Source organism: Bradyrhizobium lablabi (assembly GCF_018129385.1).
Taxonomy (GTDB): Bacteria; Pseudomonadota; Alphaproteobacteria; order Rhizobiales; family Xanthobacteraceae; genus Bradyrhizobium; species Bradyrhizobium lablabi_C.
The window spans coordinates 48,690-72,141 of sequence record NZ_JAFCLN010000015.1; the positions used below are offsets into that span (position 1 = coordinate 48,690).

At 63.6% G+C, this 23,452-nt stretch carries 21 protein-coding genes; 10 read left to right on the forward strand and 11 right to left on the reverse strand.

The annotated features are described in order from the left end of the window. Positions 1–575: 575 nt before the first annotated feature. Genes JQ628_RS24375 through JQ628_RS24385 form a run of 3 tightly spaced genes read left to right on the forward strand, consistent with a single transcriptional unit; the run spans position 576 to position 2,779 of the window. Entirely contained in the window at positions 576–1,337 is a 762-nt protein-coding gene (locus JQ628_RS24375) for a sulfite exporter TauE/SafE family protein (RefSeq protein WP_212226117.1), read from the forward strand. 12 nt (positions 1,338–1,349) lie between these two features. Then, positions 1,350–1,556, forward strand: a complete 207-nt coding sequence (locus JQ628_RS24380; protein WP_212226120.1) for a hypothetical protein — start codon at positions 1,350–1,352, stop codon at positions 1,554–1,556. Next, positions 1,556–2,779: an MFS transporter gene (locus tag JQ628_RS24385; protein WP_349628116.1), complete on the forward strand. Its 1,224-nt coding sequence runs from the start codon at positions 1,556–1,558 to the stop codon at positions 2,777–2,779. Before JQ628_RS24380 ends, JQ628_RS24385 begins: the two co-directional genes overlap by 1 nt. A 10-nt stretch (positions 2,780–2,789) precedes the next feature. Here JQ628_RS24385 and JQ628_RS24390 read toward each other — a convergent pair whose 3' ends face one another. The 5 genes from JQ628_RS24390 to JQ628_RS24410 form a co-directional block, all read right to left on the reverse strand. Continuing rightward, the gene (locus tag JQ628_RS24390) at positions 2,790–4,457 is read right to left on the reverse strand and encodes an FMN-binding glutamate synthase family protein (RefSeq protein WP_212226124.1); all 1,668 of its coding nucleotides are present in this window, start codon (positions 4,455–4,457) and stop codon (positions 2,790–2,792) included. Between the two features lie 317 nt (positions 4,458–4,774). Beyond that, a complete protein-coding gene (locus JQ628_RS24395; RefSeq protein WP_212226127.1) occupies positions 4,775–5,647 on the reverse strand; it encodes a patatin-like phospholipase family protein in 873 nt (290 codons plus the stop codon). Between the two features lie 202 nt (positions 5,648–5,849). Next, positions 5,850–6,623, reverse strand: a complete 774-nt coding sequence (locus JQ628_RS24400) for a ferredoxin--NADP reductase (RefSeq protein WP_212226129.1) — start codon at positions 6,621–6,623, stop codon at positions 5,850–5,852. Between the two features lie 349 nt (positions 6,624–6,972). After that, complete coding sequence (locus JQ628_RS24405; protein WP_433996161.1) at positions 6,973–7,884, reverse strand: amino acid ABC transporter substrate-binding protein; 912 nt, start codon at positions 7,882–7,884, stop codon at positions 6,973–6,975. A gap of 21 nt (positions 7,885–7,905) precedes the next feature. Then, a complete protein-coding gene (locus JQ628_RS24410; protein WP_212226133.1) occupies positions 7,906–9,192 on the reverse strand; it encodes a dicarboxylate/amino acid:cation symporter in 1,287 nt (428 codons plus the stop codon). Positions 9,193–9,430: 238 nt separating this feature from the next. On the opposite strand from JQ628_RS24410, the gene JQ628_RS24415 reads away from it, so the two are divergent. Together JQ628_RS24415 and JQ628_RS24420 are read left to right on the forward strand one after the other, a co-directional pair. Continuing rightward, positions 9,431–10,432 carry an NADP-dependent oxidoreductase gene (locus JQ628_RS24415; RefSeq protein ID WP_212226136.1) on the forward strand — a complete coding sequence of 334 codons (1,002 nt, stop codon included), beginning with the start codon at positions 9,431–9,433 and terminating at the stop codon, positions 10,430–10,432. Between the two features lie 542 nt (positions 10,433–10,974). Beyond that, a complete protein-coding gene (locus tag JQ628_RS24420; RefSeq protein ID WP_212226139.1) occupies positions 10,975–11,202 on the forward strand; it encodes a hypothetical protein in 228 nt (75 codons plus the stop codon). A 99-nt stretch (positions 11,203–11,301) separates the two neighbouring features. Here the strand turns inward: JQ628_RS24420 and JQ628_RS24425 are convergent, their stop codons facing one another. From JQ628_RS24425 to JQ628_RS24435, 3 genes are all read right to left on the reverse strand, one after another. Further along, the gene (locus tag JQ628_RS24425) at positions 11,302–11,802 is read right to left on the reverse strand and encodes a DUF1269 domain-containing protein (RefSeq protein WP_212226142.1); all 501 of its coding nucleotides are present in this window, start codon (positions 11,800–11,802) and stop codon (positions 11,302–11,304) included. Between the two features lie 220 nt (positions 11,803–12,022). Continuing rightward, entirely contained in the window at positions 12,023–15,193 is a 3,171-nt protein-coding gene (locus JQ628_RS24430) for an efflux RND transporter permease subunit (protein WP_212226143.1), read from the reverse strand. A gap of 9 nt (positions 15,194–15,202) precedes the next feature. Next, positions 15,203–16,369, reverse strand: coding sequence for an efflux RND transporter periplasmic adaptor subunit (locus JQ628_RS24435; RefSeq protein ID WP_249128338.1), 1,167 nt, complete (start codon positions 16,367–16,369; stop codon positions 15,203–15,205). A 241-nt stretch (positions 16,370–16,610) separates the two neighbouring features. Between JQ628_RS24435 and JQ628_RS24440 the strand changes: the two genes are divergently transcribed. The 5 genes from JQ628_RS24440 (at position 16,611) to JQ628_RS24460 (ending at position 20,961) form a co-directional block, all read left to right on the forward strand. Then, positions 16,611–17,453: a hypothetical protein gene (locus JQ628_RS24440; RefSeq protein ID WP_212226145.1), complete on the forward strand. Its 843-nt coding sequence runs from the start codon at positions 16,611–16,613 to the stop codon at positions 17,451–17,453. 147 nt (positions 17,454–17,600) lie between these two features. Then, positions 17,601–17,849: a cysteine rich repeat-containing protein gene (locus JQ628_RS24445; protein WP_212226151.1), complete on the forward strand. Its 249-nt coding sequence runs from the start codon at positions 17,601–17,603 to the stop codon at positions 17,847–17,849. A 55-nt stretch (positions 17,850–17,904) separates the two neighbouring features. Continuing rightward, on the forward strand, positions 17,905–18,117 hold the full coding sequence (locus JQ628_RS24450) for a hypothetical protein (RefSeq protein ID WP_212226154.1): 213 nt from the start codon (positions 17,905–17,907) through the stop codon (positions 18,115–18,117). A gap of 103 nt (positions 18,118–18,220) precedes the next feature. Next, positions 18,221–19,351 (forward strand): FAD-dependent monooxygenase, encoded by a 1,131-nt coding sequence (locus tag JQ628_RS24455; RefSeq protein ID WP_212226155.1) that lies wholly within the window; start codon positions 18,221–18,223, stop codon positions 19,349–19,351. After that, positions 19,348–20,961, forward strand: coding sequence for a benzoate-CoA ligase family protein (locus tag JQ628_RS24460; protein ID WP_212226156.1), 1,614 nt, complete (start codon positions 19,348–19,350; stop codon positions 20,959–20,961). The genes JQ628_RS24455 and JQ628_RS24460 overlap by 4 nt, the downstream gene beginning before the upstream one ends. Positions 20,962–21,123: 162 nt before the next feature. Here the strand turns inward: JQ628_RS24460 and JQ628_RS24465 are convergent, their stop codons facing one another. From JQ628_RS24465 to maiA, 3 genes are read right to left on the reverse strand one after another with little or no spacing between them, the layout of a single operon-like run. Further along, on the reverse strand, positions 21,124–22,311 hold the full coding sequence (locus JQ628_RS24465; protein ID WP_212226157.1) for a 3-hydroxybenzoate 6-monooxygenase: 1,188 nt from the start codon (positions 22,309–22,311) through the stop codon (positions 21,124–21,126). 3 nt (positions 22,312–22,314) lie between these two features. Beyond that, positions 22,315–22,821 (reverse strand): MarR family winged helix-turn-helix transcriptional regulator, encoded by a 507-nt coding sequence (locus JQ628_RS24470; RefSeq protein ID WP_212226158.1) that lies wholly within the window; start codon positions 22,819–22,821, stop codon positions 22,315–22,317. Then, positions 22,811–23,443: a maleylacetoacetate isomerase gene (gene maiA / locus JQ628_RS24475; protein ID WP_212226159.1), complete on the reverse strand. Its 633-nt coding sequence runs from the start codon at positions 23,441–23,443 to the stop codon at positions 22,811–22,813. The genes JQ628_RS24470 and maiA overlap by 11 nt, the downstream gene beginning before the upstream one ends. Between the last annotated feature and the right edge of the window lie 9 nt (positions 23,444–23,452).

The following is a 23,452-nucleotide window of genomic DNA, read 5'->3' on the forward strand; positions in this document are numbered from 1 at the left end:
CGAGCTATCCAAATTCTTTCGCGCCTCTAAACAGAGGGCGCAGGGAATGCCGGGTGCACGCTGCACCCGAGGTCTCGTGCGCCTGATGCGCAAGCAAAAAAAGGCGCACACGAGCATACAGGTGAGCGGAGGCATTCCGACATCCCCTGCGCAATGGCTTTACGGCTTACTTCGTGCTCATCCCGGCGGAGCGGGCTTGTTGTCACCGTCACCCGCAGGACACCTCCCGCAAGCTTGACGCCAGCATCGCGGCGTCAGATCCACACGACTTCGCCGTACGCGTCTGGCGCCATTCGTCAAAGGCGCATCCGCGTCCACCGCATCCCGTCCCGCGCTTGTGACGATCGCGAAACGCCCCTCGTACCCGGGTCGGGACGAAGCCGCTATACCGCTGATTTGGGGTCGCCGTCAAGTAAAATTCTGAAAATCGGAAATCGATCGAGTCGGATTTGTTCCGCGGCCCCGTTGCCAAGGCGCAACCAAAACCGATAGGGTGTTGCCGGGGACGTCGCAGCCTCCCCGTGAAGTGGGTGACCCCATGCAAGCGCTGCTCGCTTTCCTGTGGAGCGAGCATCATGGATGGAAACCTCTTCGTTCTTTTTGTCTTAGCGACATTTCTCGGCGGCTTTGTCAGCGGCTTCTCCGGATTCGCGATGGGCATCGTCGTATCAGGCATATGGCTGCACATCATCACGCCGATCCAGACCGCCGCCCTGATTGCCGGATACGGCCTGCTCACGCAGGGTTACGGCATTGCAAAACTGCGTCATGAGTTGAGCTGGCAAAGCATTTGGCCGCTCACGCTGGGTACAGCGATCGGAATCCCGATCGGGGTGGTGCTGCTGACCCACATCAATCCGACCTATCTGCGTTGCGGGGTCGGCGTGCTGCTCGTGCTCTACGCAACTTATAGCCTCTTACGCCCGCCCGTGAAGCCGATGAAGATCGCCGCACCGGCCGACATTGCCATCGGCATATCGAACGGCTTGCTCGGAGGCCTCACCGGACTCGGCGGGATCATCTCGACCATCTCCTGCCAGTGGCGCGGATGGTCACGGGACAAGCAACGCTCGGTGTTTCAACCGGCGCTGTTTGCGGCATTCGTTATCATCTCGATCTCGCAACTCATCGCGGGATCGTACACGGCCGAAACCTTGAAGCTTTACGGCATCGGCCTTCCGTTCATGGTCGCCGGCATATGGATCGGCTTCAAGTTGTACGGAACGATCAACGACGAAATCTTTCGCAAGACGGTGCTGATCCTGGTCCTGCTGGTCGGCGCGTCGCTGATCGTTTCGGCATCGGGCCTCGTGCCCGCCTTCCAGGCGCGAAGCTGAGGGAGGTGGCGCATGGACAAGCGAAATCAGCCTCAAATCACATCTGAAAGCGACGACACGAGCCATCCGAAGCCGGCCGCCGCCGGATCGACTATCGTTTTCTACGGTGACCCGGCACAAGTCAGCGCAGGCTTTGCGCTGGCGCTGCAACTGATGGGAATGGATGCAGAGATGCCGGATGCCGGCGAACACGATCTGCGCAGGAAGGGAAAATCGTAGTGACCGGCCATTCCATCGCACCTCTATCGCCGCAGGAGGATTCCCTCATCCCTCTGCTCTACACTGCGCGCGGCCTGCGCGGGTTCGGCGACGGTTTTGCCATCATCATCCTGCCGGCCTACATGACGGCGCTCGGCTTTGACGCAATCGCCGTCGGCATCATCGCCACCGCCTCGCTGCTGGGAACGGCGCTGCTCACCCTGATCGTCGGCTGGATCGCACCGCGCTTCGACCTTCGCGCCCTCATGATGGCGGGCGCGGCCCTCACCGCGCTCACCGGCCTCGCATTTCCTCATGTCGAGCATTTCCTGCTGATCGCGCTGGTCGCCTTCATCGGCACGATCAACCCGTCCGGCGGCGATCTCGGCGTTCTCGTCCCGCTGGAGCATTCGGTGCTGGCGCGCAGCGCGGCCGCTGAGCGGCGCACGCAGGTGTTCGCGCGCTACAGCCTGATCGGCGCGCTGGCGGCCGCGGCAGGCTCGCTCGCGGCATCGCTGCCGGACTTTCTCGTATCCGCCGGCACGACCCAGCTCGCGGCGTTCCGGCTGATGTTCTATGCCTATGCTGCGCTCGGCATCATCTGCGCCGCGCTTTACCGGAAAGTTCCGCACGCCCGCGCCGAGGGTGAGGCCGCGCACGCACCGCTCGGGCCGTCGCGGGGCACGGTCTACAAGCTCGCCGCGCTGTTTTCCATCGACGCCTTTGCCGGCGGCTTCGTCCCGCAATCGCTGCTGCTGCTCTGGCTGTTTCAGCGCTTCGATCTGTCGCTTTCCGCGGCCGGCGTGTTTTTCTTCTGGGCCAGCACGCTCAGCGCTTTCTCTTATCCGGTCGCGGCCTGGCTCGCCAAACGGATCGGGCTCGTGAACACCATGGTGTTCACCCATATCCCTTCCAGCGTGTTCCTGATCCTGGCGGCGTTTGCGCCGAACCTCTATCTGGCGCTCGGCCTGTTGCTGCTGCGCTCGGCACTGTCGCAAATGGACGTGCCGACCCGCACCTCCTACGTGATGGCGGTCGTGACCCCGGCGGAACGGCCGGCGGCCGCCGGCGTCACCGCCGTGCCGCGCAGCCTTGCCTCCGCCATCAGCCCGGCGATTGCCGGCGCACTGCTGACGACGAGCTTTGCCGGCTTGCCGCTGGTCGTATGCGGCGCGCTGAAGATCGCCTACGACCTCGCGCTGTTATTCTCCTTCCGCCACATCAAGCCGCCGGAGGAGACCTGACGACAGCCCGCTACTCCGCCGCGATCAAGCCGCCACCACGGCCAACCTCATCCGCGGGCTGAAACGAATCCGCGCGTGCCATCGCCCAGCCGTCGCGAAAGCGCGGGTCATTGGTGCCCTCGAGCAGTTCGCCCGGGCGCAGCGGCGGATAGAGCTTTGCGAACGACCAGACTTCCGTGCTCGAGGTCCGCTTCGAGAAGTGGATCGGCCGCAACTGGCTCGGATGCTCGAGGCCGGCGGCGCCGAGCAGTTCCGACAGCGCGTGCAGCGTGGCATGGTGATAATTGTAGACCCGCTCGATCTTGTGCGGCACCCAGAGTGCGCGGGCTCGCGAAGGATCCTGGGTGCTGACACCGGTCGGGCAGCGGTCGGTATGGCATGACAGCGACTGGATGCAGCCGAGCGCGAACATGAACCCACGCGCGGAGTTGCACCAGTCGGCGCCGATCGCCATTGCGCGCGCCATGTCGAAGGCGGTGGCGATCTTGCCGGCCGCGCCGATCTTGATGCGGTCGCGCGCGTTAATGCCGATCAGCGCGTTGTGGACGAAGCTGACGCCCTCACGCATCGGCATGCCCAGATGATCCATGAATTCCAGCGGCGCAGCGCCAGTGCCGCCTTCATTGCCGTCAACCACGATGAAGTCGGGATAGATGCCGGTCTCCAGCATCGCCTTGCAGATCGCCAGGAATTCCCAGGGATGGCCGATGCACATCTTGAAGCCGGCCGGCTTGCCGCCGGACAGCCGGCGCATCTCGGCGATGAATTTCATCATCTCGACCGGCGTCGAGAACGCGCGGTGCGTCGCGGGCGAAATGCAGTCCTCGCCCATCGGCACACCGCGGATCATGGAGATTTCTTCCGACACTTTCGCCGCCGGCAGCACGCCACCATGACCGGGCTTGGCGCCCTGGCTGATCTTCAGCTCGACCATCTTGATCTGGTCGTCGGAGGCGACCTTGGCGAACAATTCGGGATTGAAGCTGCCGTCGCGGTTGCGGCAGCCGAAATAGCCGGAGCCGATCTCCCAGATGATGTCGCCGCCGTTTTCGCGGTGGTAGGGGCTGACGCCGCCCTCGCCGGTGTCATGGGCGAATTCGCCCCGCTTTGCACCGGCATTGAGCGCACGCACGGCCTGCGGGCTGAGTGCGCCAAAGCTCATCGCCGAAATGTTGAAGACCGAGGCCGAATAGGGTTTGGCGCAATCGGGGCCGCCGACGGTGATGCGGAATTTCTCACCCGTGCTGACCTTGGGGGAGACCGAATGATGCATCCATTCGTAGCCTTCCCTGTAGACGTCCTCCTGGGTGCCGAACGGCCGTTTGTCGAGCTGCATCTTGGCGCGCTGATAGACCAGCGCGCGGGTATCGCGGGAGAACGGCATGCCGTCCTTCTCGCTCTCGAAGAAATACTGCCGCATCTCGGGGCGGATCTCTTCGAGCAGGAAACGGATGTGCGCCGAAATCGGATAGTTGCGCAACACCGCGTGGCCCTTCTGAGTGAGGTCGCGGATGCCGAGGAGGGTCAGGGCGCCAAAGATCACAATCGGGATCGCGAGAATTTCCCAGACCTTGATGCTGTGATCGACAATTCCGATCGCGATCAGCAGCGCCGTGACCACGGCGCAGATCGTCAGGATGATGTAGCGTGGCGAGAACGGAAGCAGCAGCGTTTCCATGTGACCCTCGGGCAAATTCCGCCGAATTTTTTCGAACCGCAGTCTGGATTAAGGCGCTCCCAAACGCTTGGTGAGGATATCCGGCTTGGGGGATCGTGGATATGACAAGGATGTGTACGTACGGGCACAGGCTAACGTTTCCGCCCAGGAACAATCAATCGGCGGATAGTGCGAGGGCGCGCGCTCTTTTGCGGTGCAACGTAACCCGACCCAGACCTAGAGCGGGATGACTTTTCTTCGAATCGTTACCCCACTCTATCTTTTTGTTTGAGCATGATCTTTTCGGAAAACCGGTACCCACTTTTCCGGATCATGCTCTAATGCTCGTGGGGCCGTAACTCGTGCGGGATTTCGCGTTTCTCCAGGCCGCCCTGGGCCAGCCATTCGTCCGTGACCTGAACGGCGCGACTGATGTGATCGTCGGTCCGCGAAAAATCGTAGGGCGAGCCGACCAGCGGGCATAGCGGCGGCACCACGTAATATTCGACGTCGGGGCCGAGGTTTTCGAGCTCGTTGACGAGTTGCCGCGCGATCAGCAGCGTCAGCGCATGCAGCGCATTGGCGACCGCTCCGACCGGCGGATCGTCGTTGGCGCAGGCATGTCCGGTCGGCAGCACGATCAGCCGCCTGGCGCCCTTCCTCACGGCAACCCGGACCGGGGTGTTGCTGGAGATCGCCCCGTCGGCGAGGAACCGATCCCTGTAGCGGATGGGCGAGAACGCGCCGGGGATCGAGGTCGAGGCCAGGATGGCCGCGGCGGTCGAGCCTTCCGACATCACAACGGCATCGCCGGTGATGATGTCGGTCGCCACGATATGCACGGGAAGCGGCGCATCCTCGAGATTGCGAAACGGGATATGGTCGTCGACCAATTTGCGCACGCCGTCATGCGGGATCAGGAAATCCCGCCGCCACAGAAAACCCAGCATGGTTTTCCAACTGATCGGAAACACGTCGTGCCGCGTGAGCCCGCGCCAGATCGCGGCAAGCCGGTCGACGCCTTTGGGAGTGGGATCGCTGGCATAGAACGTCCCGTTCAGCGCGCCGACGCTGGAGCCCACCACCATGTCGGCGCAAACGCCGTGACCGGCCAGCGACTGGAGCATGCCGACCTGGATCGCGCCAAAGCTGCCGCCGCCGGCGAACACGAAGGCGGTTTTGGTGGCGGAGTTGGCGTCGGATGCGGGCACGGGTTCCTCCCTCGCCGCGTCGAGAGATCGCGCGGCGTTGGGAGAGTTTATATCAGGGGGCTGAGAAGCGGCACTATCCCCTCGTCATTCCGGGGCGCGCGCAGCGCGAGCCCGGAATCCATACTCCCGATCGTGGTTATGGATTCCGGGCCTGCGCCCAAGAGGGGGCATCCCGGAATGACGATGGGGAGAGAGCGAGCGATCAGCGCTCGACGAACGCCTTCTCGATCACGAAGTGACCCGGCTTGTGGTTGGCGCCTTCGGCGAAGCTGCGCGTTTCGAAAAGCTGCTTCAGATCTTCCAGCATCGCCGGGCTGCCGCACATCATGATGCGGTCGGTTTCGATGTCGAGCGGGCCCTGATGCAGGTCGTCGAAGAGCTGGTTGGAGGTGATGAGGTCGGTGATGCGGCCGCGGTTTCGGAACGGCTCGCGCGTCACGGTCGGATAATAGAGCAGTTTTTCCTGCAACAGCGGTCCGAACAATTCGTCGTCGCGCAGCTTCGCGACGAGTTCTTCACCGTAAGCGAGTTCGGAAACCTGGCGGCAGCCATGAACCAGCACGATGGATTCGAACCGCTCGTAGACGTCGGGATCCTTGATCAGGCTCGCGAACGGCGCAAGCCCCGTGCCGGTCGAGAGCAGCAGCAAACGCTTGCCCGGCAGCAGATTGTCGGTGACGAGCGTGCCCGTCGCCTTGCGGCCGACCAGGATGGTGTCGCCCTCGCGGATCTTTTGTAGCTTTGAGGTGAGCGGGCCGTCGGCCACCTTGATCGAGAAGAACTCGAGCTCTTCCTCGTGATTGGCGCTCGCCATGCTGTAGGCGCGCAGCAACGGCCGGCCCTCGACCTCGAGGCCGATCATGGCGAACTGCCCGTTCTGGAAACGGAAGCCGGCATCGCGGGTGGCCCGGAAGCTGAAGAGGGTGTCGGTCCAGTGCTGAACGGAAAGAACCTTCTCTCGGTAGAACGCGCTCATGTGTTTTCGTTTTCCGAATGGTCAGGACGTGGAATGTTTCGATTGTCTTGCAGACGGTCCGGCCCTTGAGGCAGGAAAACCCTGCAAATGAAGGCGAATTGACGTGTACATCGCGTCGATTGGAGCGTTAGTCAACCTCATCTGGTGCGCCGGGAAGAGCGCACAATGGCAGTCGGTTTATAAGGCCATAAGGTTCGAGGCGGCGTGATCGGCGTCACGCAATTAACTTGCCGAATCCAATGCGCAGGCAGAAATAAATTGCCGCAAGCCGTGTGAATTGGACAAAATTTCCCGCGCCCCGCGGCACGGAATAGTTGCCATGCGCGCGCAATCTTTTTTCAGATTAACTCTAATTATTGCCGCCGGGTGAATCGTCCATCGCCCTGAAGGCTTCCTCGAGCTGCGGCGAGATCGCCACCCCGAGCTTTTCGCCGGTCGGCAGCCGCGACACGAACCATTTGTTGTAGAGCGGGATCAGGTCACGTCCCGAGCCCAGCTTGCGGAAGGTGCGCTCGACCACGGCCGTGAGTTGCGGTTCACCCTTGCGGAACATGATGCCGTAGGGGTCGTAGGACAGGTAGTCGCCGACCACCTTGAATTGCGCCTGCGCCTTGTGCCGCGCGATCAGGCCGTAGAGCAGGATGTCGTCGGTTGCGAACGCGTCGGCCTTACCGTCCACCAGCGTCTGATAGGACTGCTCGTGGTCGGGCGAAGTGACGATGTTGAGGCCAAGCGAAAACTTCTTGTCGGCGACATGCATGGCCTGCTCGTTGGTCGTGCCCTTGGTCACGACCACGGTCTTGCCTTTCATGTCCGTCACCGCGGAAACGTTGGAAGCTTTCGGCACCATCAGCTTGGTGCCGGCGACGAACATCAGCGGCGAGAACGCCACGCGCTTGCCGCGCTCGGCATTGGCGGTGGTCGAGCCGCACTCCAGATCGATCTTGTTGTCCAGCACCGCCTGGATGCGGTCGTCGGACGTCACCTTGACGTATTCGACCATGAGATTGCCGTCGTCGACCTCGGTGCCGATCTCCTCGACGATCGCCTCACAGAGTTCCAGACTGTAGCCGATCGGCCGGTTGGAGTGATCGAGGAACGAGAACGGCGGCGAGCTCTCGCGATAGCCGAGCCGCACGACGTGGCTCTTCTTGATATTGGCGAGCGTCGGGCTAAGCCCTTCGCTCGCCGTCTGGGCGGACGCGACTGTTGCCGGTAGCTGCGCTGCCAGCATCAGGACGCCCGCCGCCATGAGAAGCATGCGGGTCATGGATTGCTCCCATCAAGCCGGAATGGGATCGCCGGGCACGGTGTCGCCGGGAACGATATCGTCGGGCCCGAGCTCGTGCTCGGCCTTGAGCTCGCCTTCCCACTTCGCCACCACGGCGGTCGCCAGCGAGTTGCCGATCACGTTGGTAGCGGAGCGTCCCATGTCGAGGAAGGTGTCGATGCCCATGATCATCAACAGACCCGCCTCGGGAATGCCGAACTGCGACAGCGTCGAGGCGATCACCACCAGCGAGGCGCGCGGCACGCCGGCAACGCCCTTGGAGGTGATCATCAGCGTCGCCAGCATGGCGAGCTGCGTCGCGAGCGGCATGTCGATGTGATAGGTCTGCGCGATGAAGACGGCGGCAAAGGTGCAGTACATCATCGTGCCGTCGAGATTGAAGGAATAGCCGAGCGGCAGCACGAAGCTGGAGATCCGCGAGGAGGCGCCGAAGCGATTCAGGCCCTCCAGCGTCTTGGGATAGGCGGCCTCCGAGCTCGCGGTCGAGAATGCGAGCATCAAAGGTTCGCGCATCAGCTTCAGGAGATGGCTGTAGCGCGGGCCGATCACGATGAAACCGACCGCGATCAGGATGACCCACAGGAGCGCCAGCGCCAGATAGAAGCCGCCCATGAACACGATGAGCTTCCACAGCACGCCGAGGCCGTTCTTCGCGACCGTGGCGGTGATCGCCGCCCACACCGCGACCGGCGCGAACAGCATCACATAGCCGGTGATCTTCAGCATGATATGCGCGAGATCGTCGATCAGCCCCATGATCGCTTTCGACCGTTCCGGCATGGCGCCGAGCGCCACGGCAAAGAACACGGCGAACACCACGATCTGCAGGATCTCGTTCTGCGCCATCGCATCCGCAATCGAGGTCGGGATCAGGTGGACGAGGAATTTCTCGAGCGAGAACGCCGACACCGGCAAGCCCGTGGACTGCCCCCTCTCCGGCAGCGTGCCGGGGAAATTGGCGCCGGGCTGTAGCAGGTTGACCATGACGAGGCCGAGCAGCAGCGAGATGAAGGAGGCGGAAACGAACCAGCCCAGCGTTTTCGCAAAGACGCGGCCGAGTTTCGAACCGGTGCCCATGTGGGCGATACCGCCGACGAGGGTTGCGAACACCAGCGGCGCGATGATCATCTTGATCAGGCGCAGGAACAGCATCGCGATCAGGTTGACGCTGGAAGCGATCTCGACGCGGCTGTCGGGGAGGAAGTTGAAGATCGCCGCTCCCATCACGATGCCAAGCACCATCGCGAACAGGATGTACTGCGTGAACCTGTTGGACATTGTTCTTACCCCCGTCAGCGTTTTGGTTGCTCCGCATCGTCTCCCGGCAACCCAAAGTGTGTCAGATTTGTAAAGCCACGCAATACGAATGCGACGATACGCACCCTTGCAAAAATGTTTCCGTTGTGAATCCGCCACACGGCCGCTAGCGTTCCGTGCAGCGCACAATGCGTGCAGTTGGTTGCCTCAACGCGCGCCAACTGCTTCAAGAACGATCACGCCGAGGGGAGACAACGCCATGAACGCATCAGTCAATCGCCAGATCCTGCTGGTCGAGAAGCCGAGCGGCAAGCTTGGACCAGAGCATTTCAAACTCACCAACGGTGCTGTGCCGGAACCGAAAGACGGCGAAGCGCTGGTGCGCTCGCGCTACATCTCGCTCGACGCCGCCAACCGCGCCTGGATGCATGGCGCGACCTATCGCGCCGCTGTGGAGGCCAACACCGTGATGGCAGGCGGCAGCATCGCCGAGGTCGTGTCGTCGAAAGCGCCGGAGCTGAAGCCGGGCGACATCGTGTTCGGCGACACCGGCTGGCAGGACTATGCGGCGGTGCCGGCGAGACACCTCAACAAGATGCCGAAGCTGGAGCCGATGACGCATCTGCTCAGCGTCTATGGCGTTGCCGGCCTCACGGCCTATTTCGGCCTGCTGCATGTCGGCAAGCCCAAAGAAGGTGAGACCGTCGTGGTGTCGGCCGCGGCCGGATCGGTCGGCTCGATTGTCGGCCAGATCGCCAGGATCAAGGGATGCCGCGTCATCGGCATCGCCGGCGGCAAGGACAAGTGCCAGTGGCTGACGAGCGAGCTCGGCTTCGATGCCGCGGTTGATTACAAGGACGGCGCTACCTTCAAGGCGCTGCGGGCGGCGGCGCCAAAAGGCATCGACGTCTATCTCGACAATGTCGGCGGCGACATCCTGGAAGCCTGCCTGCCGCTGATGAACAATCGCGGCCGCATCGCCTGCTGCGGCGCGATCTCGCAATATGACGGCGCACCCTCCGCACACGGCCCGCGCGGCGTGCCCGGCCTGATCGTGGTGAAGCGCCTCATCATGCAAGGTTTCATCGTGATGGATTACATGAACGAGAGCGACGCGGCGTTGCGCGATTTGCAGTCATGGGTGGCGTCGGGGAAATTAAAGGTGCAGGAAGACGTCATCGACGGCCTGGAGAACACGCCGAAAGCGCTGATCGGCCTGCTGGCGGGCGAGAACCGCGGCAAAAGGATGGTGCGGGTGTAGTCACGCTCTATCCACGCGTCGTCCCGGCGAACGCCGGGACCCATACGCCGCGGCGGTCGTTGTCGAAACAAGTCGACAACCAGCGCATTCCAACAACTTCCGCCGCGGCGTATGGGTCCCGGATCAGCGCTCGCTTACGCTCGCTTGTCCGGGACGACGGCAACTGGCTAATGCGCCGGCGCGCCTCACGTCCTGCCGGGGGGACGCCCGGCTCCGGGCGGACCCGCGGGCGGCCGTGGGCGCTGCGCTCCCGGCCGGCCAGGTCCGGGCGGACGAGCCACCGGCGGCCGGCCAGATCCGGGCGGGCGAGCTACCGGCGGCCGCCCAGGTCCGGGCGGGCGAGCCACCGGCGGTCGAGGCCGCGGCGGGCGCGCCACCGGGCGGCCTGGATGCCGCCATCCGTGCCAGCCGGCCGGGCCACCCCAGCCAAAGCCGCGCCGCCAATTAAAGCCGCACCGATACCAGCCGGGGCCGCGCCAGCCGCGGCTGTACCAACAGTAACGGTGGCCTCTCCATCGGAATTGCACAGTCTCCGCGAGACCATGTTGATCGATGGCGTCATGCAAGCCCAGCGGTCCTCCGACAAGCGCGGCCTGCGAGCGCCCGCCAGTCGTCGTCACCAAAGCCGCAGCCGCGGCAAGGGCAAGCAACCACAAACACGATTTACGCATAATTTCCTCCTCGCTCTTCTGCCCGGGAGAGACCGGCTGAATGAACGCAGCCCCAGCGCCGCAGCCGACCTTCCTGCGCAGGCGATTCCGCTCAACTGAGCGCGATCGTCCGCAAGAAGGTCGGACGCGCTGCGGCAGGGTAGACGGCTGCCGTTGCCGGCGTTGGTTCAGCTCAACCCTGGACTTTGCCCCGATCTGTCAGGCGGCCTTAGCCTGGCTTGCGGCTGCGAGGGTGTCGCGCAGATGCTGCTCTTTCTTTTCATCGAGCGAGGTCCTCAGGACCGTCCCGCCCGCATCCTTGATCTCGTTGAGGACCTTGTCCGCCGTCATGCTCCGGATCAGCAGGAACAGGACCGCGTCTCCCGATTTCACCTTCGAGGAGAGATCTTTCATGAATTGATCCCTGATGCCGAAATCGGTCAGCGCGCCGCCCAATGCGCCGGCGCCGGCACCAATGGCGACGCCGATCAGAGGATTGAGGAACACCAGGCCGAAAAGCAGACCCCAGAAGCTTCCGCCCGCGGCGCCCGCCATGGTGGTGTTCACGAGTTGATTGAGTTTTACCGTCTCGCCGGTCTTGACCGCGATCACGGCGTCACTGATCGCGATCAGATATTCTTTCTGGAGCTTGAGGATTTTCTGCCGAACTTCTTCTGCCTTGGCTTCGGATGGATACACAATCGCGACTAGATCCGACATTGAATGCTCCCGCAACGAGTGGTTTCCGCCCCATATGCGCGCCTGATGCGTGCGCACGAAACCTAGCACAGAACCGGAAATCGCCTGTCGGCCAAACAATTTTCCCGTTCACAATTTTGAGATGCGCGAACGCTTCCATGCAATTGCGTAAGCGTGGTTGTCGTATTTTGTCTCCGGGTGAGACAGCTTGCGAGTTGGCGGACGATGGCGCGCGAGAGCGCTAATGCGTCGGCGCGCCCGCTTCCGGCATCTTCTGCACGCCAACCTTCTTGCCGCTGCGCTCCGCGCGCCAGTTCTCAAAGCGCTGGATCACGACAAAGAACGTCGGCACGAATAGCACCGCAAAACAGGTCGAGGCGAGCATGCCCGAGAACACGGTGATGCCGATCGACTTTCGCGCATTGGCGCCGGCGCCGGTGGCGAGCACCAGCGGCAGCACGCCGAGGATGAAGGCGAACGACGTCATCAGGATCGGCCGGAACCGCGCCCGCGCCGCGTTGACGGCGGATTCCAGCAGCGGCTTGCCGTCGCGCACATGCAGCTCCAGCGCCACTTCGACGATGAGAATGGCGTTCTTGGCCGACAGCGCAATCAGCAGGATAATGCCGATCTGGGTGTAGAGGTTGTTCTCGATGCGCAGGATGTTGAGCACCGCCATCGGACCGAGCAGCGACAGCGGCACCGCCAGGATGACGGAGATCGGCGCGTACCAGCTCTCATACTGGCCGGCGAGCACGAGATAAACCAGCAGCAGCGCCAGCGCGAAAGCGAAGTAGATCTGCCCGCCGACCACCTTTTCCTGGTACGACATCGCCGTCCATTCATAGCCGGTGCCGCGCGGCAGCGTCCTGTCCGCGATCTGCTCCATCAGTTGCATCGACTGGCCCGAGCTGTAGCCGGTGGCCGGCAGGCCGATGACCGTCGAGGACGGATAGAGGTTGTAGAGACTGATCAAGGGCGGGCCGACCGCCGGCGTGATCTTTGCCACCGTACCGATCGGAATCATGTCCCCGTTCGAGTTGCGCACCATCAGGTTCGCGATGTCGCGCGTGGTGACGCGGAACTGCGAGTCGGCCTGGGCGTAGACTTGGAAGGTGCGGCCGAACTTGTTGAACTGGTTGACGTAGGCGCCGCCCATGAAGGCCGACAATGTCTGGAAGATCTGGTCGGTGGTGACGTGCAGCGTTTGCGTCTTGACCCGGTCGATCTCGATGTCGAATTGCGGCACCGTGGAGCGGAATGTGGACGAGACACGTTGCAGCGCGCTCTGTGACTGGGCGTTTGCGACCAACGCATTGGTCACGGCCTGTAGCTTGTTGTAATCGGAACTGCCATCGCGCAGTTCGACCTGCATGGCAAAGCCCGCGGCATTGCCGATGCCCTGGATCGGCGGCGGCGGAATTACCAGCACGCGGGCCTCCGAGATCGCCGACAGCTTCTCGTTCAAGCCTTTGTACAGCGAGAGCAGGTCCTGTCCCGCGCCGCGCGCGCTCCATTCCTTCAGCACGATGTAGGCCACGCCCGCATTGGCGAGGCTGGAGTTGCCGTCGAGCACGGAAATGCCGGCGATGGTCATGATCTGGTCGACGCCCGCCTGCTTGCTGGCGATCTCCTGGACCTGGTCCAGCACCGTCTGCGTCCGCCCGAGCGCGGCGCCGTCGGGCAGTTGCACCGCCGCCAGCAGGTAGCCCTGGTCCTCGATCGGGATGAAACCGGTCGGGACGCGCGAGATGCCATAGCCGCCGGCGCCAATCAGGATGAGAGCGAGGACGACCGAGATATTGGCGTGCGCGACCATAAAGCCGATCAGTCGGGCATAGCCGCGCTCTATCCGGTCATAGACGGCGTTGAAACCGCGATAGAACCAGTTGCGCTGCTCGGGCGGCACCGGCCGGCGCAGCCACAGCGCGCATTGCGTCGGCTTCAGTGTCGCGGCGTTGATGGCCGACAATAGCGCGGTGGCCGCGATCACCAGCGCGAACTGCGCATACATCCGTCCGGTGAGACCCGGCAGGAAGGCCGCCGGCAGGAACACCGAGATCAGTACCAGCGTGATGCCGATGATCGGCCCGAACAATGCATCCATCGCCTTGATCGCGGCGTCGTGGCCGTTCATGCCCTGCTCGATGTTGTGAGCAGCGCCCTCCACCACGACGATGGCATCGTCGACCACGATGCCGATGGCGAGCACAATGGCAAAGAGAGTCGAGAGGTTGACGGTAAAGCCGAGCGCGGCCATCGCGGCGAACGCGCCGATGATGGTCACCGGCACGGTCGTGGCCGGCACCAGCATGGCGCGCCAGTCCTGGAGGAACACCAGGATCACGACCAGCACGAGCAGGCCGGCCTCGAACAGGGTCTTGTAGACCTCATTGATCGACTCGTTGACGAACTTGGTGGTGTCGAACGGCGTCTCGTATATGATGTCCTGCGGAAACGCCTTTGCCAGCTCCGCCATCTTCTTCTCGACGGCCTTCTCGACCTCGAGCGCATTGGCGCCCGGCGACTGGAACACGCCGATGCCGGCGGCCGGCTTCCTGTTGAGCGAGAATAGCTGGCTGTAGGTCTGCGCGCCGAGCTCGACCCAGCCGACGTCGCGCACGCGAACGACCTCGCCACTGCTGCCGGTCTTGACGATGATGTCCTCGAACTGTGTCTTGTCTTCAAGCCGGCCGGCGATGTTGAGCGTGTACTGAAAGGCCTGCTCCGCCGGTACGGGCGGCGCGCCGACCTGACCGGCGGTCACCTGCTGGTTCTGCTGCTGAATCGCCTGAATGACATCCTGCGGCATCAGCGAGCGCGCCTGTAGCTTGTTCGGGTCGAGCCAGACCCGCATCGAGTATTGTCCGGCGCCGAACACCGTGACGTTGCCGACACCGGGCAGGCGGGACAGCTCGTCGCGCAGATTGATCGTGGCGTAGTTGGACAGGAACAGGCTGTCGTAGGTGGCGTTCGGCGAAGTGAGCGTCACGAACAGCAGGATCGACGTCGACTTCTTCTGCACCGTGACACCCTGGCTCTGCACCGAGCTCGGCAACTGCGAAAGCGCCGCCGAGACGCGGTTCTGTACCAGAACCTGCGCGAAGTTGAGGTCGGTGCCGATCTTGAAGGTGACCGTCAGGGTGTAGGTGCCGTCGGAGGCGCTGTAGGACTGCATGTAGAGCATGTCCTCGACGCCGTTGACCTGCTGCTCGATCGGCAATGCCACCGTATCGATCACGGTTTTGGCGCTGGCGCCGGGATAGCGGGTGGTGACCTGCACGGTCGGCGGCACCACGTCGGGATATTGCGCGACCGCGAGGCTATACAGCGACACGCCGCCGATCAGGATCATCAGCATGGCGATGACGTTGGAAAGAACCGGCCGCTCGATGAAGAATTTGGAGATCATGGCCGTCTCCTATTTCGCCGCAGTGTCGGACTCGATCTTCTTCGTTTGCGGATCGACCTTCTGGCCGGGGATCGCGCGCAGCAATCCACCCACGACCACCTTGTCGTCCGGCTTGAGTCCCGTTTCGATGACGCGCAGCCCGCCCTCGAGCTGCCCGGTCGTCACCTTGCGCTGCTCGACCACGTTTTCGCCGTTGACGACCAGCAAGTAGCGCCCGGCCTGGTCGGCGCCGAGCGCCACGTCAGGCACCAGCAACGCGTTTTCTTCTTGCTGGAACGGGACCCGGACGCGCACAAAGAAGCCCGGCAGCAGCACACGATCCGGATTGTCCAGAATGCCGCGAACCGAGATCGTGCCGGTGGACTGGTTGAGGGTCGGCGAAACGTAGTCGAGATGGCCCTTGTGGGGAAATCCTGTGTCGGTCTGAAGCGCAACCTCGATCGGCAATTGTCGCAGTTGGTCCACGGTCATGCCGCGTCGCCGGGCCTCCTCCCGCACGCGCAGAACGTCCCGCTCGTTGACATTGAAGTTTACCCAGATCGGGTTGAGCGCCACGATGCTGGCGAGCTGCGTCGGCGAGGAAACGCCGACAAGTTCGCCGACCGAAACGAGGTGCGCGGTGACGACGCCATCGAACGGCGCAGAAACGGTGGTATAGCCGTAATTGACTTTCGCGATCTGGGTGTTGGCCTGCGCCTGCTGTAGGTTGGCCTGCGCATTGTCGCGGTTGGCGGTCGAGGTATCGAGCGTTGCCTGGGAAACCGCCTGGCGCTGCACGAGGTCCACTTGCCGCTTATAGTCGGCTTCTGCCTGCTTCAGCGAAGCCTGCGCGCCCGCTTCCGCGGCCTGCGCCTGTTCTAGCTTGAGCCTGTAGGTCTCCGGCTCGATCGTGAAAAGTGTCTGGCCTTGCTTGACGCCGGTACCGTCCTGGTAGTCGATCGATTGCAGAAAGCCCTGCACGCGCGCGACCAGATCGACCGATTTTACCGCCGCGGTATTGCCGGTGGCATCGATGAAGCGCGTAACATTCCTTTGAACGGGTGCGGCGACGTCCACCTTGGGCGGCGGAGGCGGTACATACGTATTTTGCTCGCAGGCGGATAATCCGATGCCCGCCGACGCGACCGCCACGATACGCAACAGCGCGCTGGTTCGCAGGCGCAAAAAGCTGTTCATATTCAAAGATGCAGGCGTACGCGCATGCTTCATTTCAGGGCCCCAATTACTTTTGTTCTAGTCAAGGCTTCTTCATCAGGAAGCCGTCGTCCGCCATCCCATAAAAATAGCAACAATCCGCTTGCAGTGGAACCTGAAACCGAAAATGATGCCGCCGTTCAGGTTGCTCAGACAAAAATCTTTCAAAATTCACTTCGGTTGAAGCGGCGGCTCAAACGAATAGCGACAAGGGATTTATTCAATGTTCAGTGCGTTGACGCGTGATGCGGCGTTTTGTGCGTTGGCGGGCGCAGCCCTGCTTTTAGCTGCGACGCCGGCGCTCTCGCAAGGGCCGAGCGAAGCACAGCGCGAAGCCGTCAAGTCGCAGTGCCGCTCCGATTATATGGCGCATTGCTCCAGCATTCCGCCGGGCGGCGAAGCCTCGCTGCAATGCCTTGCGAAAAACATGTCGAGCCTGTCGGCCGGATGCGCCGGCGCGGTGCGCGCGGTGCAAGCCGCTGCCGCGCCCAAGACCGAACCCGCTCCCGCCGCGGCAGCGCCGGCCAAGGAGACCGCGCCGGCTGCCGCGGCGAAGCCTGCCACGGACACCGCGGCGCCCAAGGAAGCCACCAAGGAAGCGGCCAAGCCTGCGGCAGTTCCCGCGGCGAAGCAGCCGAGCAGCGCGCAGATCAACGCGATCAAGAGCGCCTGCCGCTCCGACTATCCCAAGGTGTGTGCGGGCGTTCCGCCCGGCGGCGCACCGGCGCTGGAATGCCTGGAAAAGAACAAGGCAAGGCTCTCGGCCGGCTGCGGCAAGGCCGTCGCTGCCGCCACCGGCGGCGCAGCGCCCGCGGCAGGCGCGGCGCCGGCGGCGGCCCCCGCGGCAGGTGCAGCTCCGGCGGCAGCGCCGACCGTGATCGTGCTGCGGCCGATGCTGCCGCGCGAAGAACTGTTCGTGTTGCGCTCGGCTTGCAGCGCTGACATCCGCACCCTGTGTGCGGGCGTGGCGCCCGGCGGCGGCCGCATCATGCAGTGCATCGCCAATCGGGCTGCCGACCTTTCGCCGGCCTGCCGCGACGTGCTGGCGCCATTCGCCGCGCGATAATCGCGGGACCATTCGCCGCGCGGTCCCTGCATCGGGACCGCCGGCTGCTCTTATCATTGCGCTTTCTTGCAGCCCGGTCCGCGATCAAGTTGACCGGCCGTTGCCCGACCTTCGAGAAGATCAGCAGCGACGAAAGGGATGCAACTCATGCTCCGTGCGATCCTGATTACGACAGCCATTCTGTGCGCCGCGCCGGCCGCGTTCGCGCAGGACCAGATCGCCGCGCGGCGCGAAGCCTGCATGAGCGATTACGAGAAGTTCTGCAACGGCGTGACGCCGGGCGGCGGACGGATCATCGCCTGCCTCAGCAAGGAAGCCGACAAGCTCACGCCGGCCTGCAAGAAGGCGATGGCCGAGGCCGAGGCGGAGAAGAAGGCCGAGGCCGAAAAGAAATAGGTTCGCATCCGCAGAACATTCGTTGTTCAACAACCACCACAGCCGGGAGAACGACATGCGCTCAATCCTGCTCGCTGCCATTGCTGCCCTCGCCTTCGCCGCAACGCTGGCCTTCGAATCCACCAGCGCCCATGCCGTGGTGTGCGCCGACGGCGTCGTTCGCGCCGCCTGCGCCGGCCCGCGCGGCGCGGTGGTGGTGCGCAAGCCGGTCGCTCGGGTTTGCCGCACGGTGGTGGTGAACGGCGTCAGGGTGCGCAAGTGCACCTGACCGGATCCGGTTCCTGAAGCAAATTTACCCTAGCGTCCCGCCCCGGCGGGCGCTAGGGTAGCCCTCAAATTGTAAGTATACTGTCAATCTGGGAGGGAAGACCTTGCGCATCGCCGTGATCGGCGGAGGGCCCGGCGGGCTCTACTTCGCCTATCTCTGGAAGAAGCGTCACCCGGACGCGGAGATCGAGCTGTTCGAGCAGAACCCCGAAGGCGCGACCTGGGGATTTGGCGTGGTGTTCTCCGAACAGGCGCTGGAATTTTTGCGCGCGGACGATCCGGATACGGTCGATGCCATCGCGCCGAGGATGGAGAGCTGGAAGAACATCACGCTCAATCTGCGCGGCGAAAGCGTGGAGATCGACGGCGTCGGCTTCTCCTCGATCGGACGGCTGGAACTATTGACACTGCTACAGGCGCGCGCGCGCGGCGCCGGTGTCACACCGCGCTATGAAACGCAGATCGAAACGCTCGATGCCTTTGCGGGCTACGACCTTGTCGTTGCCGCTGACGGCTTGAACTCGCTGGTGCGCCGTACCTTCGAAAAGCAATTCGGCGCCTCGGTGTCGCACTCCTCCAACAAGTTCGCATGGTACGGCACCACAAAACGCTTTGCGACGCTGTCGCAGACCTTTGTGAAAACCGGTCTCGGAACCTTCAACGCGCATCACTACCGCTATTCGCCCAACATGAGCACGTTCCTTGTCGAATGCGATGCGGCGACGTGGCAGGCTTACGGCTTTGCCGGCAAGAGCATCGAGCAATCGCAGGCGATCTGCGAACAGGTTTTTGCCGATACGCTCGACGGCCATCCGCTCATTTCCAACAAATCGGTGTGGCGCAATTTTCCCTGGATCTGGAACGAGCGCTGGTCGCACGGCAACATGGTGCTGATCGGCGATGCCCTGCACTCGGCGCATTTTTCCATCGGCTCCGGCACGCGCCTCGCCATCGAGGATGCCATCGCGCTGACCAAGGCGCTGGAGGCGGAAGAGACAATTCCCGCCGCGCTCGCCCGCTACGAGACCGAGCGCAAGCCGATCGTCAAGAAGCTGGTGACCGCCGCGCGCACCAGCGCCGACTGGTACGAGCATTTCCCTGAGCACATGAAACTCGGCCTGATGGATTTCGCCTACAGCTACATCACCCGCTCGGGACGGATCGACGACGCGCGGCTGCGCGTGATGTCGCCCGCCTTCATGGCGCGGTATGAGGCGAGGAGGAAATCGGCATGACGCAGCAGATCATTGATCAGGTTCCGCAGGACAGCGCCGGCGCCCGTGAGATCGGCTTCACCATTCCGCAAGCCTATAACGCCAGCCGCGTGCTGTTCGACAACCTCGCCCGCGGCCATGGCGAGCGCCTGGCGCTGACCGGCCCCGGCGGAACACGCACCTACGCGCAGCTTTGCGCCGAGGCCGCGCAATGGGGTCACGGCTTCCTGTCGCTGGGCCTTGCGCGCGGCGACCGTATCCTGATGTTCCTCGATGACACCCCTGCTTATCCGGCCGCCTTCTTCGGCGCCGTGCGCGCCGGCTTCGTGCCGCTGCTGATCAACACGCTGACGCCGCCGGACCTCCTGCAATTCTATCTGTCCGATTCCGGCGCTTCGGTCGCCGTGACGGATGCGGAGTTTTCATCGCGCTTCAATGCCGAAGCCTGCAAGGACACGCCGCTGCGCACGCTGATCGTGACCAACGGCGCGGCAGGTGAGCATGCGGTGGCCAATGCGCTGATCGCAGAGCAATGGCTGCGCGGCTTCGCAACCGAGATTGCGGAAGCCGACACCGACCGCGACGAGATGGCGTTCTGGATGTACTCTTCCGGCTCCACCGGCCGCCCCAAGGGTATCGTCCACCTCCAGCACGACATGGCCTATAGCGAGGCGGCGTTTTCGCAAAACGTGCTGAAGCTGAAACCCGACGACATCTGCTTCTCGGTGCCAAAGATCTTCTTTGCCTACGGCTTCGGCAATTCCGTCACCTTCCCCTTCTCGGTCGGCGCCACGGCGCTGCTGCTGCCCGGCCAGCCAAAGCCGGCGGCGATCTTTGACGCCATCGGCCAATACAAACCGACCGTCTTCTTCGGTCTGCCGACGCTCTATACGACGCTGACCAAGGCCGAAGGTGCAGATCGCGCCGATTTCTCCTCGCTGCGCATGTCGCTTTCCGCTGCCGAAGTTCTGTCGGCCGACGTCTTCAACGGCTGGAAGCGCCTGACAGGGCTGGAGATCGTCGAAGGCCTCGGCTCCACCGAAGCGCTGCACATCTACCTTTCCAACCGGCCCGAGCGGAAAAAACTCGGCGCCGCCGGCCTGCGCGTGCCCGGCTACGAAATCCTGCTGCGCGACAAGGACGGCCGCGATGTCGGCGACAACGAAGAGGGCATCATGTGGGTGCGCGGCGATTCCAACACGCCGCTGTACTGGAACCGTCCCGACAAGACCGCCGAGACGATCCGCGAGGCGGGGTGGATCTACACCGGCGACCGTTTTGTGCGCGACAGCGACGGCTTCCACTTCTTCCGCGGCCGCGCCGACGATCTCGTGAAAATCTCCGGGCAGTGGGTCTACCCGCTCGAGGTCGAGCTGTGCCTCGCCGATCACCCCGACGTGCGCGAATGCGCCGTGTTTGCCGCCGAGCTGCCGGATCGCCGCATGACGCTGAAGGCGGTGGTGGTGATGAACGCGGTGGGTTTCGATGAGAGCGATACCACGAGACGGCTACAGGATTACGTCAAGGCAAAGCTGCTGCCGTACAAATATCCGCGCGAGGTGAAATTCATCGACGAGCTGCCGAAGACCGGCACGGGCAAGATCGACCGGCAGTCGTTGATGCGGATGTAGCCTTTACCGCCGCTACACACTCGATGTCGTCCCGGCGAACGCCGGGACCCATACGCCGCGGCAGTCGTGGGGCGGACAGTGTGGGTTGCCTTCTGCCCGCACGATGCATCGACTCAGATTTGTGGTTATGGGTCCCCGCATTCGCGGGGACGACGAAAGAGCTTACGTCCCCAACCCCGTCCCGCCATACAGCCACGCCAGATCGTCGCACCATTCCGCTTGCGTCTTCGCGCCCATGATAGCGTTGCGCAGACGGGCGTGCTCGCCGGCGGGGTGATAGATGTGCTCGCCGATGGCGCGGGACATCAGTTGCACGCGCGCGGTGCGCGGAAAACGCTGGGCGCGATAGCGCTCCAGCGCGGTGGCAAAGTCGTGCTGCGCCAGCATGTGCGAGAGACACACCGCGTCTTCCATCGCCTGGCAGGCGCCTTGCGCGAAATACTGCAGCATCGGGTGGGCGGCATCGCCGAGCAGCGCGACGCGGCCGTCGACCCAGCGCTCGGCCGGATCGCGGTCGCACAGCACCCAGAGCCGCCAGTTCTTGCCGTGGCGGATGATCTCCCTGGCTCGCTCGTGCACGTGCCCAAAACCCTGCATCACCTCATCATCCGACACCGGCTTGCCGGCGACCGGCTCCGGTGCGTCGTTGTGATAGGTGACGACGAGGTTGAAGACCTTCCAGCCCGACAAAGGATAATGCACGATGTGGCACTTCGGGCCGGCCCACAGCGTCGCAGCATTCCAGCGCAGATCTTCCGGCATCTGCTCGGTCGGAATCACCGAACGATAGGTGGTGTGGCCCGACACCCGCGGCGCCCCATCACCGATCACCTGCTTGCGGACGTTGGACCACAGCCCATCCGCGCCGATCAGCAGCGATCCCGTGACGCGCTCGCCATTGGCAAGGCGCGCTGTCACCGACGAGCCGTCCTGATCGTAGCCGACCACTTCCGAGCTGACGCGCAGCTCGACCAGCGCATGCTCCTGGCAGGCGCGCAAAAATACGCCATGAAGATCGCCGCGATGCACGACCGCGTAGGGATTGCCGAACCGCTTGCGAAAATCCTCGCGCAGATCGATATGGGTGATCTCTTCGGCCGTCAGTGCATCCATCAACCGGAGCTGGTCGACATAGACGGCCATGTTGCGCGCGGCCTCGCCGACGCCGAGATAGTCGAAGGCATGGAATGCGTTCGGCCCGAGCTGGATGCCCGCGCCGATCTCGCCGAGGCTCGATGCCTTTTCCAGCAGGATCGAGGGGATACCCTTTTGCGCGAGGCCCATGGCGGTGGCGAGGCCGCCGATGCCGCCGCCCGCAATCAGGACCGGATGGCCGACGCCGCAGCCCATCGCTCACGACTTTCCGAGATGTTCGAGCGCGTCCTCGGCGCGCAACGGCACGCGCGAGGCCTCGTTGTTGAGATCGACGAGCTGTGTAAGCAATGACATGAGCATCTTGCGGTCGGCCGCCTTCAGCGGCTGTAGCATTCGCGCCTGCGCGCGTTCGACCGACGGCATGATGTCGCGCAGCACCGCCGCGCCTGATCTTGTGAGGTAGAGCAGCTTGACGCGCTTGTCCTCGCCCGACGGCTTCCGGTCGATCAGCTTCTTGGCTTCAAGCCTTTCGATCACGCTGCCGAGCGTCGAGCGGTCGAACGCGATCACGGCCGAAAGCCGCGTCGCATCGATGCCGGGATGGGTGTGGATCGCGACCAGCGAGGCATATTGCACTGGCGTCAGATCGAACGCCTTGCACTCCTCCACGAACAGCGCGACCGCGATCTGCTGCATGCGGCGGAACAGATAGCCGGGTGCGGTGTACACCGCGTCCATGGTGATGGCGGCGGGCTTACTCGGCATCGGGCTGCTTGTCGGGGGCGGCATCGGCAAACGCCTTCATTTCTTTTGCCGCAGCTTCAGCCTCGAGCAGCCGCGGAAAGGCGGAGACATCGACGCCGAAGCGGCGCGCATTGCCGAGTTGCGGCACGAGGCACAGGTCGGCCATGGTCGGCGTCGCGCCGAAGCAGAACGGCCCGGCCTCGCCCGCGACCAGGGTCTCGCAGGCGGCAAGCCCCTCGCGATTGGCCCAGGCGGCCCATTCCATCACCTGCTCCTCCGGCAGTTTGAGCTGCCGCAGACGCGCCAGCACTTTCAAATTCTGCACCGGGTGGGTATCGCAAGCGAGCGCCATCGAGAACGCCCGCACCTTGGCGCGGCGCAGCGGGTCCTTTGGCAGCAGCGGCGGCTCGGGATGGGTCTCGTCCAGCCACTCGATGATGGCGAGCGACTGGGTGAGGATCGCCCCGGCATCGCTTTCCAGCGTCGGCACCAGCCCCTGCGGGTTGATCGCGAGATAGCCGGGCGCGCATTGTTCGCCCTTGCGGAGGTGATGCGGCAGATGTTCGGCGGAAAGATTCTTGAGGTTCAGCGCGATCCTGACCCGGTATGCCGCGCTGCTGCGGAAATAGCCGTGCAGCTTCATCGGAACCTC

Bases quoted from the DNA above. Each gene is read 5' to 3' on its own strand.
- JQ628_RS24375 (WP_212226117.1), top strand. From the start codon at position 576: ATGGATGGAAACCTCTTCGTTCTTTTTGTCTTAGCGACATTTCTCGGC.
- JQ628_RS24380 (WP_212226120.1), top strand. From the start codon at position 1,350: ATGGACAAGCGAAATCAGCCTCAAATCACATCTGAAAGCGACGACACG.
- JQ628_RS24390 (WP_212226124.1), bottom strand. From the start codon at position 4,457: ATGGAAACGCTGCTGCTTCCGTTCTCGCCACGCTACATCATCCTGACG.
- JQ628_RS24400 (WP_212226129.1), bottom strand. From the start codon at position 6,623: ATGAGCGCGTTCTACCGAGAGAAGGTTCTTTCCGTTCAGCACTGGACC.
- JQ628_RS24405 (WP_433996161.1), bottom strand. From the start codon at position 7,884: ATGCTTCTCATGGCGGCGGGCGTCCTGATGCTGGCAGCGCAGCTACCG.
- JQ628_RS24410 (WP_212226133.1), bottom strand. From the start codon at position 9,192: ATGTCCAACAGGTTCACGCAGTACATCCTGTTCGCGATGGTGCTTGGC.
- JQ628_RS24415 (WP_212226136.1), top strand. From the start codon at position 9,431: ATGAACGCATCAGTCAATCGCCAGATCCTGCTGGTCGAGAAGCCGAGC.
- JQ628_RS24420 (WP_212226139.1), top strand. From the start codon at position 10,975: ATGTTGATCGATGGCGTCATGCAAGCCCAGCGGTCCTCCGACAAGCGC.
- JQ628_RS24425 (WP_212226142.1), bottom strand. From the start codon at position 11,802: ATGTCGGATCTAGTCGCGATTGTGTATCCATCCGAAGCCAAGGCAGAA.
- JQ628_RS24430 (WP_212226143.1), bottom strand. From the start codon at position 15,193: ATGATCTCCAAATTCTTCATCGAGCGGCCGGTTCTTTCCAACGTCATC.
- JQ628_RS24435 (WP_249128338.1), bottom strand. From the start codon at position 16,369: ATGAACAGCTTTTTGCGCCTGCGAACCAGCGCGCTGTTGCGTATCGTG.
- JQ628_RS24440 (WP_212226145.1), top strand. From the start codon at position 16,611: ATGTTCAGTGCGTTGACGCGTGATGCGGCGTTTTGTGCGTTGGCGGGC.
- JQ628_RS24445 (WP_212226151.1), top strand. From the start codon at position 17,601: ATGCTCCGTGCGATCCTGATTACGACAGCCATTCTGTGCGCCGCGCCG.
- JQ628_RS24450 (WP_212226154.1), top strand. From the start codon at position 17,905: ATGCGCTCAATCCTGCTCGCTGCCATTGCTGCCCTCGCCTTCGCCGCA.
- JQ628_RS24460 (WP_212226156.1), top strand. From the start codon at position 19,348: ATGACGCAGCAGATCATTGATCAGGTTCCGCAGGACAGCGCCGGCGCC.
- JQ628_RS24465 (WP_212226157.1), bottom strand. From the start codon at position 22,311: ATGGGCTGCGGCGTCGGCCATCCGGTCCTGATTGCGGGCGGCGGCATC.
- JQ628_RS24470 (WP_212226158.1), bottom strand. From the start codon at position 22,821: ATGCCGAGTAAGCCCGCCGCCATCACCATGGACGCGGTGTACACCGCA.
- maiA (WP_212226159.1), bottom strand. From the start codon at position 23,443: ATGAAGCTGCACGGCTATTTCCGCAGCAGCGCGGCATACCGGGTCAGG.